This is a genomic window from Streptomyces sp. SID13726, from assembly GCF_010548375.1.
Lineage (GTDB): Bacteria > Actinomycetota > Actinomycetes > Streptomycetales > Streptomycetaceae > Streptomyces.
Genome location: NZ_JAAGLY010000041.1, coordinates 1 through 14,506 on the forward strand (window position 1 = coordinate 1; position 14,506 = coordinate 14,506).

Sequence of the window (14,506 nt, forward strand, 5' to 3'; positions counted from 1 at the left end):
CGACCGTCCGCGGCACTGCCGGCGGGGGCCGTGCCGGTGTCCGCGGCGGGCGGTGCCGGGGGCGCCGGTGCCACGGGAGGTGCGGGGGCCACCGGCGGAGCGGGAGACGCGGGGGCTGCCGCGACCGGGGGCGGGGGCGGTGCCGTGGGAGGCGCGGGCTGCTGAGGGTAGCCATAGCCGGCCTGCGGCTGCTGCGGCTGTTGCGGGTAGCCGTAGCCGCTCTGCGGGGGCTGGGGTGCCGCGCCGGGGTTGCCTGCCCACGGGGGCGGAGGCGGCGGGGTCGCGCCGGTCGCCGGGTCGAACTGCGGGCCGGGGGCCGGCGCACCCGTCGGCGACGGCGCAGAACCGGACGTATCGGGGTAACCAGGGTGGGGTGCAGGGGTCGCGGGGGCAGGCTCGGGCGCAGGAGGCGCCGCCTCCGCTTCGGGCGCCGCACTCTGCATGTACCAGGCAGGCGCGGCGTAGTCGATGGTGAACTCGCCGGTCAGCTCGCCGGCGGACTCCGCGTCGGACTGGTCGTCGCTGGGCGTGGTCCAGCCCGCGCGCAGCCCGTCCCGATCGCTCTGCACAATTCCTCCTGGTGTGGTCGAGCACCCTCGTGCCGTGTGGGCACTCATGTGCCGGGCTGGGGGCGACCGTTCCTGTTGTCCGAGCCGTCTGGTGTCCCCTGGACGCGAACAACCCACCCGTGGGTTCCGGCGTCGCACCCGTATCAAGCGTAAACGCCACAGGGGTCGGCGGGGCAGGCCCGTCCGCTGTGCGCTCGCACGCATCCGTCCGCTGCCGACCCGGTGGCTGTCGTTTGTCTCTTGATGTCTCTTGAGTCCGGGGCGAATCGCCTTTTTATGGCCTAAGCCGGGCTATTCCGCCGCGAGTCCGCCGTTGTGCGGTGCGGGCTCCAGGTCGAACTCGCCGTCCCGCGCGCCGAGTACGAAGGCCCGCCACTCCGCCTCCGTGTACCGCAGCACGGTGTCCGGGTCCAGGGAGGACCGCATGGCCACCGCCCCGGCCGGGAGGTAGGCGATCTCGACGCGCTCCTCGTGCTCCTCGGTGCCGGGCGCGCTGTGCCACTCGACGTCCGAGATGTCGAGGCCGTACAGCTCGTCCCGCTCGCGCACCTTTCGCGCCTTGACGTCCTCGTCCGGGGTCTTTGCGGCGATGTCGTTCGCGTCAGCCATGGTCAACGGGCCCTTTCTCATGAGCGAACCTCGTGCAGCAGCACCCTACTTGGCCTCGGCCCCCTCACACGGCGCAACGATGCGGTCACGAACTCGTATGAGGGGCCGACGCCTTGGCCACAGCACGGTCCCCCCGGTCAGTCCATCCGGCGGGGCGCCCCGAGGAGACCGGTCTCCGCGTCGGTGGGCTGCGTCATCACGTACTGCCGGTGCTTCTGCGTGCACCACAGCGCGACGTTGTCGGAAAGAGTGGACAGGGACGCGGCGTCGCCCTGCGGCAACCGCATGGACTTGCCGACGACTTCGGACTCCTGCGGGGAGATCCGCTGTACGCCGACGACGTCCGCGTTGGCCAGCAGCCGCGGGGCGGTGGGGCCGAGGTAGGGGAGCAGGGTCAGCACCGACTGCCAGGGAGCCGTGGTGAGACGGCTGCGCGGTGGCCGGATGCCGAGGTCGCGGATGATCAGCACCGGGCTCGCCGGGGACGGGCCCTGCGGGGCGATCCGCCCCACCTGGTGCACCGTCACGCACTGCTGACCGCCGCCGGCCGCCTGCGCCATCGGCGCCCACAGCTGCGGACGGGCCGTCTCGACGGCCACCCGGGCTCCGATCGCCGCCGCGCGCAGGGCGATGACCTGGGCCATCCAGGTGCCGCCGACCAGCACCATGTCCAGCCGGGTCGGGCGGCAGAGACCCAGTACCGCGGGCTGGTTGTCGGGGTCGATACCGAGGATCAGACCGTCGTCGCCGACCGGCAGCGTCAGCTGCGCGAGCACGTCGGCGTCGACGAGGTGGCGCTCGCGCCGGGGGCCGAGCAGACCGAAAGCCGCCCGCAGCCGCCGCTCGGGGCCGAGCCGGGCGGGCTCGGGGTTACGGGGGAGATGACCGGGGCGCTGTCCGGGGAAGCCCGGTGTCGGCGACGATCCGAAGCCGGAGCGGCCCGAGGGACGGACGGTGGGAGCGGACATCAGCGGGTACCTCCCAGCGGCAGGGTGGCCAGAACTCCGGGCAGCTGCTCACGGTCGAGCCGGACGAGACCGACCTTGAAGGCGGACGCGGCCCGCTCCAAGTGCTCGGCCGCCTCGCCCAGTTCGTTCTCCCCGCGGCCGGTGAGACGTACGTGTCCGGACACCGCGAGGACCTTGCCGCGGCGCTTGCTGATGGTGAGCGAGAAGGTGCTGGCGAGCGTCGGCGCGGAGGTCAGCGCACCGATCAGCCGGGGGAAGGCCGGCCCGGCGCCGAACTGCGGCCACTTGGAGATCCAGTACGTGGTGTGCAGCCGGTCGTCGCAGCGCCAGGTGCGGGTGCTCTCCGCCGTACGACGGCCCGAGCGGCTGCCGTCGAGCGCGGCACCGCCGGTGGTGGCCATCGGGTTGACGCAGCTGGAGGTCGCGATGGCGCCGCAGATGTCGGCCTCGCTCAGCACCTTGGCCTGCATGCCGACCCCCATGAGCCGGCTGGCCAGCTGGTCGGCGACGCGCAGCAGCGCCCGCCGGGCCCCCTGCATACCGCCGCCGCGGGCCTCCACGGCCTCCGGGCACAGCTCCGGGTCCAGCTTGAGCGCGACCCAGGTGATGCGCAGCCCCGGGGTCATGCTCTGGGCCTGGAGGGGACCGTAGGAACGTACGGCCATGGCCTGCGGGGGCAGGTGCGGGGCGGGCGCGGGCTGGGTGTGCTGGACGACCTGTACGGAGGACAGCCGGATGTCGTCGACCTCCAGGAGGCCCTGGAGCAGGTCGAGGGGGATGTCACCGGTGCCGTGGGTCGGGCGCAGCGGGGTGTCGGCGGCCTGTACCTGCACCAGCGCGGTGAGGAAGGTGCCGTCGCCGATCATGCCGATCTCGCGCTGCTCACGGTCCTGGAAGCTGTAGGTGCGCAGCGCCGGGTCGCACTCGACGGCCGGGGCGAAGCCGGGGTCGGTGCCGGCCGGCACCGGTTCGGCGTTGCGCTTGCGGCGCTCCCGCAGGGCGCGGGCGGTGCTGAACCACTCGGGCAGCGGACGGCCGCGCCGGCGCAGCAGACCGGCGAGGACCAGCGGTACGGCCAGCACGATGCCGACGGTGAGACCGATGGGGCGCAGCAGCCAGCCGATCAGCAGGACCGCGGCGGCCAGTTCGAAGCCGATCAGCTGCTGGACGCGGAGGGGACCGATGCTGCCGGGGCGCCGGGCGAGCGACGGAGAGGCGGGGTTCGCGGGTCTCGCGGGCCTCTCCGAGGAGGACGACTGTGCCGGTTCGGGCCCGGGGCCCGGCCCCTGGTTCTCCTGGGTACGACGGCCGCCGTTTCGGCGCCGGGACCTGGTCGCAGTGCTCATCCCCCGGTAAACCCCTTTGCATTGTCTGGCCGCGACTTGAGCTGGCGGCGGATCACCGTACCCCGTACCGTACGGTGCGATCGTCACACGGCATAGTAGAGGCCCCTGCAGGAGCAAACGCCACGGAGTACCGGGCGGCCCTGGGGAGTTCCGCATTCGGCAGCAAAGCGAAAAAACGGGGAGTTGACCCATCGATGGCGACACGTCGGGATGAGCTGAACGCTTACTCCTTCGCGCGCAGGCGCACGGTGGCGGCGTTTCTTCAGCCGTCACCGCACGGTTCGGAAGAGGCGGCACCGCGCCCCCTCAAGACCGTCCTGCCGAGTCTCGGTGTGGCGGTGCTGGTCCTCATCGGCTTCGGGGCGTGGGGCATGCTCAGCCCCACCGCGCCGAAGGGCTGGGACTCGCAGGGCAAGAACATCCTCGTCGGCAGTGAGTCGACGACGCGGTACGTGCTGGTGAAGACCAAGGGCGAGAACAAGCTGAGCCTCCACCCGGTCCTCAACCTGGCCTCCGCCAAGCTGCTGCTCAACGGCGAGAACCCGCAGGTCATCAAGATCAAGGAGTCCGTCCTCGACAACAGCAAGTACCCGATGGGGGCGACGGTCGGGATCCCGTTCGCCCCAGACCGGCTGCCTTCGTCCACGGACGCGGAGAAGGCGAAGACGTGGGCGCTGTGCGAGGCGCCGGGGTCGGACGGGCAGCCGGTGCGGGCTACTTATGTGCTGGATCAGAAGGACTATGACGGGTTGCTGGGCAAGGGGAAGAAGGAGCTGAACACGCGCGAGGCCCTGTACATCGAGGGCCCGGCCGCGGAAGGCGACAAGACCGGCCCGCGGTACATGGTCACCGGGGACGGGCGGGCCTACCTGATGGGTGGCACCGCGTGGCGGGTCGGGACGGACGAGTCGAGGAGCACGCTGGAGCGTGCCGTGTTCGGCGACGGCAAGTTCCCGCAGAAGGTCAGCGCGGACTTCATCAAGACGCTGCACGTCGTGGGTGACCTGGACTTCCCCGAACTGGCCGACGTGGGCTCGACGGCGAACATCGAGGGCCTCAACCCCAAGTACGCAAAGGTGGGCCTCATCCTCGAGGCCGAGTCCGGACTCGGCACCGGCAAGCACAAGTACATCGTGCTGAAGGACAAGGTCCAGCCGGTGTCCGAGTTCACGGCCAAGCTGTGGCTGCGCAGCACCTGGGTGGACAGCGCGTACGGCGGTCAGCCCCCGGCTCCGGTCGAGGTCAGCTTCAACGACATCCACCCGTCGGGCGACAACTGGATGTCGGAGAAGCGCTGGCCCGACGAGCCGGTCGTCCAGGCCAACACGCAATGGCAGCAGGGCGGCAACAAGGTCTCGTGCAGCATCTGGCACGGCGGCAAGAAGGACGCGAAGACCGGCGGCCTGGACCAGATGTCGATCTGGTCGGGCCAGGACTACCCCAAGGACGTCTCCCAGAGCGGTTCGAGCACATATGTCTCGCCCGGCAGCGGCCTGCTGTTCAAGCGCCTGACCGGAGCCAACGCGGGCGGCGGCAGCACCTTCCTGGTCACCGACACGGGCCTGCGGTACTCGGTCCCGGCGACGAACGACAGCCAGGTGACCGGCGGCGAGAAGGCCGACTCCCAGCAACAGCAGACCACCAACACCGCTCAGGTCAGGCTCGGCTACGGCAAGATCAAGCCGGTCTCGGTGCCGGCGGCGTGGGCCGACCTGCTGGCGGCGGGGCCGGAGCTCAGCAGCGGCAATGCGGAGCAGGCGCAGGGGTCGTAGGCCTCCCGGGTCCGTAACTCGTGCACATGACTCACACTTCACGAACGCACTTGTGAAAAGCGTGAGTTGAGTTCATCGCGATCTAGCTACGGGCCCCAACTGATGTTCGCTCTGTCAGCGGATGCGACTAGAGTGGAACCGGACCGGACTGGATACGCCTGTGGCCATTCGGTGAAGGCGTTCCGAGGGAAGGTCCGACAAGAACTCCTACGTCTCATGGGGGACACAACATGGCTGGACAGCAGTTCACCATGACCGAGGAGGAGATGGTCGCGTTCAGCGGCAAGATCTCCTCGGTCAACTCCTCGATCCAGGGCGAAATCTCCCGCCTGCAGACCGTGATCGACACGATCACGGGCGGCTGGAAGGGCTCGGCGGCCACCGCGTACAACAACCTGCAGTCGCAGGTGAACCAGGATGCCAACAAGATCAACCAGATCTTGAACGACATCAAGGAAGCGATCGACCAGAGCACCAAGGCCTACGCGGCTTCGGAAGACGAGCAGCGCGCGTCCATCCAGAACATCGCGGCCTCGTCCCCCTTCGGATGATCGGACCCGTGCGCCATGGCGCACGGCCGTGACCGACCATCCACACATCCGAGGAGACATAGAAGAGATGTCCGGGCAGATTCTTGTAAATTTCGCCACGATCTCCCAGGCCGCGCAGGACGTCCGCAGCACCGCGGGCAAGATCCGTACGCAGCTTGACGAGCTGGAGAGCGGCGTCAAGCGCATCTCCGCCAGCTGGGAAGGCTCGGCGCAGGAGTCCTACCGCGCCAAGCAGGCCGAGTGGGACCAGCGCGCCGCGTCCATGCAGCAGACGCTCGAGGCCATCGCCAAGGCCCTCGACAGCGCCGCCCAGAACTACCAGGCGACCGAGTCGAAGAACGCCCAGATCTGGGGCGGCTGACGTGATCGCTTGATGGGGGCGGGTGCGCGACGGCGTACTCGCCCCCATCGGCGGTTCACGGGGCGTGCGGACGATTCGGCTCATAGCCGGTTCATTGGTACGCGGCTGAGCTGATGTCTCGCCGGTACACGCGCCCCGTACAGAAACACAACGGGAGGACGTGACAAGTGGGATCCGGGGCACCGCGCGCCGCGCGTCGAAGCGCCGCAGGCACCGCCGCCCTGGCGGTCCTCGCCTGTGGGCTGCCCTTCGCGGGCGCCGCGCCGGCAGCCGCCGCGGACAGGGTGCGGACCGTCTTGGCGGACGACGACGTGCGCTTCCAGGTCGACGACACCAGCTGCTCGTTCCCGTCCGACATGATCAAGGGAACCCCCTGGTCGCTGCAGCGCGTCGTCCTCGACCAGCTGTGGCAGGACACCAAGGGCCAGGGCGTCAAGGTCGCGGTCATCGACACCGGCGTGGACACGGTCAACGCGCAGCTCAAGGGCGGCGCCGTCGCCAACGGCACGGACTTCCTGCACAAGGGCGGCAACGGCAAGACCGACAAGGTCGGCCACGGCACCAAGGTGGCGGGCATCATCGCCGCCCGGAAGGTCGACGGCACCGGCTTCATCGGCATCGCCCCGGAAGCGACGATCATCCCGATCCGGCAGAACGACGACCAGGGCAGCGGCAACGTCAACACCATGATCGACGCGATCAGGTGGGCCGCCGATCACGGCGCCAAGGTCATCAACATCTCGCAGGACACCGCGTCGAAGATGGCCCCGGAGGTCGACGCCGCGTTCCGGTCGGCCATCAAGTACGCCCAGGACCAGCACGACGCCCTGATCGTGGCCGCGGCCGGCAACGACGGCGCGGACGGCAAGGTCAAGGACACGTACCCGGCGGCGTACGACGGCGTCCTCGCGGTCGCGGCCTCCGACCGCAACAACGCCCGCGCCCCCTTCTCCCAGTCGGGCCCCTTCGTGGGCGTCGCGGCCCCGGGCATCGACATGGTCTCGACCGTGCCCGTGGGCGGCAACTGCGTCGACCAGGGCACGAGTTTCGCGGCCCCCTACGTCTCGGGTGTCGCGGCCCTGATCCGCGCCAAGCACCCGACGTGGACCTACAAGCAGGTCATCACCCAGATCGAGCAGACGGCCGACCGGACGAAGTCGGGCCGCGACGACTTCGTCGGCTGGGGCGTCGTCGACCCGGCGGCCGCGGTCAACGACGACACGACGGCCCCGTCGGCCGACGGCCCGAAAGCCGACCCGGTCGGCACGGTGGGCCACTCCGCCAACGTCGAGGCCGCGACACTGGTTCTCGGAGAGTCCGAACAACAACGCACGGAGCGCTACGCACTGTACGTACTGGCGACGGGCTTCGCCCTGGTCCTCCTCCTGTTCGGAGGCGGCCGGGTTCTGAGTGACTGGCGACGCAAGCAGGGTGTGGGTAAGAACGTGGAGTCAACGGGGAGCTGAGCATGGCTGAAGAAGTAAGCGTCGATCTCGACGAACTCGAGAAGACGGTCACCGCGCTGAACCGAGTACTCGGTGATCTCGGCAAGGCGGACACGGACTCGAAGACGAACACCTACCTTCCGGCGGGCGCCCTCGGAACCGGCTTCGGCGAGGCGGAAGCGCTCGCCAACGCCCACAACGAGATCAAGACGTACATCGAGGATGCCGTGAAGTACCTCAACACCGTCATGGACGAGTTCGGGCAGAAGACGAAGTACGCACACGGCGCGTACCAGGATTCCGACTACGACGCTCAGGCGAGCTTCCCGAACGCGGGAAAGCAGTGACCCATGGACAGGGTGACGGCTGAGGTGCGAATCAACGAGGGGGCACAGGGGCATGGCTGACAGCGACGGTCGGATCGACTACGACTACACCGAGATGAACATGTGCTTCAACGAGAAGCACACCACCGCCTTCGCCAGTGGCAAGGACATGGACGAGATGAAGGCCATGCTTCAGCATGCCAAGCCTCAGCTCGTGTCAGGCGTCGCCGCGGGCTGGAGGGGACTGTCGGAGCAGCTGACCGGCATCCAGTCCGAGTTCGAGAAAGAAGTGGCCCGCATCCAGGAACACTGGAAGGGGGCGGCCGCCGAGAGGTTCGCCGCGAAGGCCAAGCAGGTCAGCAAGAGCATCGGCGACACCGCCAAGTACGCCAGCCACACCTCGACCGCGATGGCGAACGCCGGCAGCACGCTGAGCCACATTCAGCCCGAGGTCATGGCGATGGAGAAGCCGAGCAAGATCTCCAGCGCACTCAACAGCCTGGGCGACGGCTTCACCCGCAGCGACGACGGCCTGAACAAGGACCTCGCCGCCGGGAAGGGGGCGCAGGACGCCCTCGACGCCAACCATGACGACCTTTCTGCGGGTCGGGAGGCGCAGTTGAAGATGGCTGCGAAGATGGAGACGTTGGGGGCTTCTTATAACTCTCAGGCTAAGGCCATGGGGTCGTGGAACAAGAGGCAATGGAGAGACGATGAGCATGACTATCCCGGAGATCCTGGCGGCGTAATGCCTACCCCGGTGGTCATGCCGACGGCCCGCTCCTCTGGTAGTCCACAGAACGTGTCGTCCGGTACCGCTCGGACCGCTCAGACGAGTGGGATCAGTTCATCGAAGTCTGTTACTCCCCCTTCGGGGGTCACTGGCGGTGCTCACAAGCCGACTGCGCCCACGGGAAATGTCGGTACAGCGATTGACGGCATTTCGGGCGGCCGCACCGGGGCGCCCACGGTTGGTGGTACCGGAACAGTCGGTGGTGGAACCGCTGGTGGCGGTATCGGTGGAGCCGGTGGCTTCGTCGGGGGAGCGGTCGGCGGGGCTGCTGGAGCCGGGGCAGCTCGCGGCGGCATGGTCGGCCGTGCTGGGGCTGGTACTGCAGGCATGGCAGGTCGTGCTGGCGCGGGGGGCGTAGGTGGTGCAGGCGCGGCCAAGGGTGCTACCGGGCGAGTCGGTGGTACGGCTCGTGGCGGCGTAGTCGGCGGCGCACCCAAGTCCGGTGCAGGCGCTGGCAGGGGTACGGCTGGTGGCTCCGGACTGCACAACAGCCGCGGTGCTGCGGGTAAGGGAGCCAGCGCTGTCCGCAAGGGTGGTATCGCAGGCGCTCCTGGTTCACGCACTGGTCGTCGCAAGGAAGACGAGCAGCGCGAGGGTGAGCGTCCCGACTACCTGGTCGAGGACGAGGAGACCTGGACCCCGCAGACCAACGCGGCGCCCAGGGTCATCGAGTAACGAGCCGGGCGATATACCGCAGTTTGTAGGAAGGTGTGGGGATGCGCCAAAGGTGCATCCCCACACCTTCCTAGGAGAGGAACACACGGATGGGCTTCACCCAGGTACTTCGCGTAGCGGGCAGCGGCACGTTGGCTGTCGCACTGCTTTGGGCCTCTGCTCCGCTTGCCAGTGCAGATCAAGTCCGAGACGACCAGTGGGCACTTGAAGCGTTGAACGCTGAATCGGTGTGGAAGATCTCTCAGGGAAGCGGTGTCACGGTTGCTGTCATCGATACCGGGGTGAACGCTGACCATATTGACCTCAAGGGAAATGTCCTTGAAGGTAAGGATTTCTTGGATGGAGGCAGCGCAACTCCAGAGCCAGGGCCAGGTGAAAATCATGGAACGGCTATGTCTTCAATTATTGCAGGCCATGGGCATGGTGCGAATAATGAAGACGGAGTGATGGGGCTAGCGCCCAAATCAAAGATCTTGCCGATTCGGGACTACGGCACGAAGGGGCCGGGGCTCCCTGCATCCATTCGGTATGCAGTCGACAAGGGTGCTTCCGTCATCAACGTTTCTGAGTGCTTTGATTCCAGCGATAAAGGAGAGCTGGATAAGACTTCTGAAGCGGTAGCTTATGCACTGAAGCACAATGTGTTGGTCGTTGGGGCCTCCGGCAATGAAGAAGATAAGGGTGGTGAATGTTATCCGGCTGCTTCGCCTGGAGCGCTCGGAGTAGGGGCAGTAAAGAACGACGGAGCGATCTGGGAAGGGTCAAATCCAGGCGATTTTGTGTCGTTGGCGGCTCCTGGAACCAATATTGTGTCCGCAGATGGCATTGGCAACGGATATCATGCGGCAAATGGAACGTCAGACGCGGCGGCCTACGTGTCGGCGGCAGCTGCCTTGTTGCGATCGAAGTTTCCTGACCTGACAGCGGGGCAAATTGCAAACCGTCTAGTCAAGACGGCAGCACTACCGGACGCCGAGAAGGACCTGTCCCTCCCGGACAAGAGCTACGGCTACGGCATCATCCAGCCGCTCGCCGCTCTCAAGGACAACATCCCGGCCGGCTCCAAGTATGGTCCGCTCACCGTCCCGGAGTCCCTCAAGGAGAAGTCCTCCTCGCCTTCGCTCGGATCGTCCGACCAGGAACAAGAAAAGGCTGATCAGAAGGCAATGCTCATCTGGGCTGTCATCGGTGTCGTTGGTCTGGTCGTGATTGGCCTGGTCGTGCTTCTGGTCGTCAAGGCGTCCCGGCGGAACAGGAACAATGGTGGCGGCGGCCCGGGCGCACCTGGGGCGTACCCGCAGTACGGCCAGCAGCCGGCCCCGCCCCAGCAGAACCCGTACCAACAGCACGTCTCGACACAGCAGAATCCGTACCAGCAGTCCACCCCACCGCAGAACCAGTGGCCGCCGCAGCAGTAGTCGAAGAGCCTGCAGGCCTGCTGACGACGGGCAGCAGATGGATAGTTGGCGGCCAGGACCTTCAGCCGCGATCCACGTTGCGCTTCCCCTCGACGGCCGACAGCTGCACGTCGAGGGCGAGCGTCGGTGGACTGCTTCAAGTCGGCCTTGTTCGACATGGTGGGTCACTTCGTTGACACCCAGATCGCGATAGGGCCTCTCGGTAGGTCGATGAAGGAACACACAGAACGCTACGTGCCGTACACGCCTGCGGCGCAAAAGCGTGTGGACAAGTACGTGCAGTCAACGGGGAGCTGAGCATTGTGGCTGAGCAGTACAAGGTCGATCTGAGCGAGATCGAAGGAACGATCACCAAGCTCAACGGCGTCATCAGGGACATGACGACGTCCAAGTCGAGCTGCATGGGTAACACGTACCTTCCGCAGGGCGCGTTGGGCACGGGCTTCGGTGAGGCCAAGGCGCTGTACGACGCACACGAGGCAATGAAGGAGCGTCTCTACGAGATCGTCGCGCACCTGGAAGAGGTGCTGGACGACTTCGGGAACAAGACGAAGAGGACGCACGACGCGTTCAGCGACGCTGAGGCGGAGAACTATGCGGCGTTCAACAGGAAGTAACGGGATGTCCTGCTACGTGGATTCAAGGGGGCTGTAGACATGGGCGACAAGGACATCGACGACTTCGCGTACGTCGAAGTGAACCAGTGTGTTTCGGCGAAGCACACCACGTCGTTCGGGCTCGACTTCGACATGGATCAGATGAAGGACATGGTCCGTGACGCCGACCCGGCGACAGTGAAGAGGGTCGCGCAGGCCTGGGAGGCGCTCAGTAAGGACCTCGTCGGCGGTGGCGGCATCAAGGAGACCCTCGACGCCGCGGTCCAGCACGTGCTCGCCCACTGGGAAGGGCAGAGTGCTGACCTCTTCAAGGCCCGGGCACAGGTGATCAGCAAGAAGATCACCGACAGCTCCAAGTACGCCGACCACACCTCGGTCGCCCTCAAGGGCGCCGCGGCAACCCTCGAAGACATCAAGCCCCAGGTCATGGCCATGGAGAAGCCCGGCAAAGTCTCCAGCGCCCTCGACTACATCGGCAACATGGGCGACCGCGACGACACGGGCGCGAACAACGCCCTCAAGAGCGGCGAAAGCTCTCAGTCAGCGCTTGACGGCAACGCGGGGAGCCTGTCCGAGGGGCGCGAGGCGCAGCTGCGGATGGCTGTGAAGATGGAGGCGTTGGGGGCTGCTTATAACAGTCGGGCTGCGGAGATGGGGTCGTGGACCAAAAGTAAGGTCAGGGACGATAGCGAGGACTATCCCGGCGATCCCGGTGGTGTTGCTCCCGCTCCTGTAGTTGTGCCTACGGAGACGTCTCCGCGAAGCCCGAAGAGTGTGTCCTCCGGTACCGCTGGACGTGCGCAGACGGGCGCGATTGGCCAGTCGAAGTCGGTGTCACCGCCTTCAGGTATCACTGGTGGAGCACATAAGGCGTCGCAATTGCCTCCCAATGTCGGTACGGCGATTGACGGCATCACTGGCGGCCGCACCGGCACGCCGACGGTGGGTGGTACAGGTACGGTCGGCGGTGGAACAACGGGTGGCGGGGGCATCAGTGGTGGTGCCGGCTTCGTTGGCGGCGCAGTCGGTGGGGCTGCTGGAGCCGGTGCCGCTCGCGGAGGCATGGTCGGTCGGGCCGGTGCTGGCGCCAGCGCTGCAGGTATGGCAGGTCGAGCTGGTGCCGGAGGCGTGGGTGGTGCAGGTGCCGCCAGGGGCGCTACCGGGCGAGTCGGCGGCACCGCTCGTGGTGGCGTAGTCGGCGGCACGCCCAAGTCTGGCACTGGCGCAGGTAGGGGCACCACTGGTGGCTCAGGACTGCACAGCAGTCGAGGGGCTGCGGGTAAGGGGGCCAGTGCTGTCCGTAAGGGCGGCATCGCAGGCGCTCCCGGTTCACGCACTGGTCGTCGCAAGGAAGACGAGCAGCGTGAAGGCGAGCGCCCCGACTACCTGGTCGAGGATGAGGAGACGTGGACTCCGCAGACCAATGCGGCGCCCCGAGTCATTGAGTAGCGGCTACGTGCTCACTGGCACATGACAGGATGCGTGGGCGTGGCTTCCGAGCCACGCCCACGGTCGGTAATGGGAGAGGGAAGACGTAATGGCCTTCAGGCGAACGATGTGTGCACTCGGTGCCACGGCACTGACGGGCGCGCTGATTCTTGCGACGGCTCCCGCTGCTTCTGCCGATCAGACAAGACGTGACCAGTGGGCACTCGATGTGCTGCAGGCCAAGTCCGCTTGGAAGGTGTCAACGGGCAAAGGCGTCACAGTTGCTGTCATCGATACAGGGGTCAATGCCGAGCATCAGGATCTCAAAGGTAATGTGCTAAAGGGCAAGGACTTCGTGGACGGTGACAGTGATGCTGCGCCAGCGGAGTCCGACTCTAATCTGTCCACCAATCATGGCACAGAGATGGCTTCGCTAATTGCGGGGCACGGTCACGGTGCAGGGGCGGCCGATGGTGTGATGGGTCTGGCGCCAGCAGCCAAGATCCTTCCCATTCGGTGGGGTGGTGGTAGCTTCGCAAATGAGATTCGCTACGCTGTAGATAATGGCGCATCTATCATCAGTATTTCGGTGAGCACCAGCCAAGGATTTTCCGAGGATCGAGCGGCCGTGGATTATGCACTTCAGCATAATGTCCTCATCGTGACGGCTTCTGGAAATGAAGGAAAGGCTGGCATGATTGACTTTCCTGGAGAATTCCCAGGAGTCCTGACTGTCGGTGGTGTGGACAAGAGTGGAGATATCTGGGAAGGGTCGAACTATGGACCGCAAGTCCTTCTTACGGCTCCTGCCACTGATATTGTGAGTGCTGGATGGCCTGGTAATAAACTGCGCATCGGTACAGGCACTTCCACCTCGGCGGCGTTTACCTCCGCGGCTGCTGCCTTGATCAAGGCGAAATTGCCCGAATTGACTCCCGGGCAGATCGCCAACCGTCTAGCTAAGACTGCTGTCCTTCCTGCCTCCGCTAAGGGGCTGTCTCTCCCCGACGAGAAATACGGATATGGAAGTATCCGTCCTCTTGCCGCATTGACAGATGATATCCCTGCAGGGTCGAAGTACGGTCCGCTCGCAGCCCCGGGGTCTGATGGCTCGTCTGCCGCTGCAAGCACTGGTACCTCCGACACCGACTCTGCTTCAGAAAAACAAAAGGCAGACCAGAAGCAGATGCTCTTCTTCGCCGTCCTTGGTGTTGTCGCCTTGGTCGTGATTGGCCTCATCGTCCTGGTGGTTGTGAAGCTGTCCAGGCGCAACAAGAACAACAACGGTGGGCCTGGTGGCCCGGGCGTGTATCCGCACTCCGGTCAGCAGCCGTTCCCGCCGCAGCAGAACCCCTACCAGCAACCTGTCTCGCCGCAGCAACAGAATCCATACCAGCAGCAGTCGACCCCGCCTCACGGCCAGTGGCCGTCGCAGCAGTAGGTGTGGGTATCAGCGGACTCGTTTGATCGGTGTGTACGCGGGCGCTTGGACGACTCGTTTCGTCCTGGCGCCCGCGCTGGTTCTCAACCGGTGATCATGTGTCGCATGCTGGGAATGCCTCTTGGTTCGTCAGGTGTACTCCCGCAGAGTGCACATCCGATGACCGGCCTTTAGTGTCACTCGTCGA

General features: G+C 66.2%; 14 protein-coding genes. 10 read left to right on the plus strand and 4 right to left on the minus strand.

Annotated features, from left to right (window positions below; all coding sequences use genetic code 11):
• From G3I78_RS45165 to eccE, 4 genes are all read right to left on the minus strand, one after another.
• Nucleotides 1-569 (minus strand): SCO5717 family growth-regulating ATPase (locus G3I78_RS45165; protein WP_343244007.1); only part of this gene is annotated, 569 nt, incomplete at its 3' end.
• A gap of 291 nt (nt 570-860) precedes the next feature.
• Nucleotides 861-1,178: a DUF397 domain-containing protein gene (locus G3I78_RS45170; protein ID WP_164436055.1), complete on the minus strand. Its 318-nt coding sequence runs from the start codon at nt 1,176-1,178 to the stop codon at nt 861-863.
• Nucleotides 1,179-1,315: 137 nt separating this feature from the next.
• Entirely contained in the window at nt 1,316-2,146 is an 831-nt protein-coding gene (locus G3I78_RS45175; protein ID WP_164436057.1) for a hypothetical protein, read from the minus strand.
• Nucleotides 2,146-3,492: a type VII secretion protein EccE gene (gene eccE / locus G3I78_RS45180; protein ID WP_164436059.1), complete on the minus strand. Its 1,347-nt coding sequence runs from the start codon at nt 3,490-3,492 to the stop codon at nt 2,146-2,148. The genes G3I78_RS45175 and eccE overlap by 1 nt, the downstream gene beginning before the upstream one ends.
• A 194-nt stretch (nt 3,493-3,686) precedes the next feature.
• On the opposite strand from eccE, the gene eccB reads away from it, so the two are divergent.
• The 10 genes from eccB (at nt 3,687) to G3I78_RS45230 (ending at nt 14,319) form a co-directional block, all read left to right on the plus strand.
• Entirely contained in the window at nt 3,687-5,264 is a 1,578-nt protein-coding gene (gene eccB / locus G3I78_RS45185) for a type VII secretion protein EccB (RefSeq protein WP_164436061.1), read from the plus strand.
• 230 nt (nt 5,265-5,494) lie between these two features.
• The gene (locus tag G3I78_RS45190) at nt 5,495-5,815 is read left to right on the plus strand and encodes a WXG100 family type VII secretion target (RefSeq protein WP_164436063.1); all 321 of its coding nucleotides are present in this window, start codon (nt 5,495-5,497) and stop codon (nt 5,813-5,815) included.
• A 67-nt stretch (nt 5,816-5,882) separates the two neighbouring features.
• Entirely contained in the window at nt 5,883-6,176 is a 294-nt protein-coding gene (locus tag G3I78_RS45195; protein ID WP_007385065.1) for a WXG100 family type VII secretion target, read from the plus strand.
• 284 nt (nt 6,177-6,460) lie between these two features.
• On the plus strand, nt 6,461-7,642 hold the full coding sequence (gene mycP / locus G3I78_RS45200; RefSeq protein ID WP_343244010.1) for a type VII secretion-associated serine protease mycosin: 1,182 nt from the start codon (nt 6,461-6,463) through the stop codon (nt 7,640-7,642).
• Nucleotides 7,643-7,644: 2 nt separating this feature from the next.
• A complete protein-coding gene (locus G3I78_RS45205) occupies nt 7,645-7,968 on the plus strand; it encodes a hypothetical protein (protein ID WP_164436065.1) in 324 nt (107 codons plus the stop codon).
• A 52-nt stretch (nt 7,969-8,020) separates the two neighbouring features.
• On the plus strand, nt 8,021-9,415 hold the full coding sequence (locus tag G3I78_RS45210) for a hypothetical protein (protein ID WP_164436067.1): 1,395 nt from the start codon (nt 8,021-8,023) through the stop codon (nt 9,413-9,415).
• 89 nt (nt 9,416-9,504) lie between these two features.
• The gene (gene mycP, locus G3I78_RS45215) at nt 9,505-10,833 is read left to right on the plus strand and encodes a type VII secretion-associated serine protease mycosin (protein ID WP_164436069.1); all 1,329 of its coding nucleotides are present in this window, start codon (nt 9,505-9,507) and stop codon (nt 10,831-10,833) included.
• 302 nt (nt 10,834-11,135) lie between these two features.
• Nucleotides 11,136-11,450, plus strand: coding sequence for a hypothetical protein (locus G3I78_RS45220; protein ID WP_164436070.1), 315 nt, complete (start codon nt 11,136-11,138; stop codon nt 11,448-11,450).
• Nucleotides 11,451-11,489: 39 nt separating this feature from the next.
• Nucleotides 11,490-12,899 (plus strand): hypothetical protein, encoded by a 1,410-nt coding sequence (locus G3I78_RS45225; RefSeq protein ID WP_164436072.1) that lies wholly within the window; start codon nt 11,490-11,492, stop codon nt 12,897-12,899.
• An 88-nt stretch (nt 12,900-12,987) separates the two neighbouring features.
• Nucleotides 12,988-14,319: a S8 family serine peptidase gene (locus tag G3I78_RS45230; protein WP_239158429.1), complete on the plus strand. Its 1,332-nt coding sequence runs from the start codon at nt 12,988-12,990 to the stop codon at nt 14,317-14,319.
• The last annotated feature ends 187 nt before the right edge of the window (nt 14,320-14,506 follow it).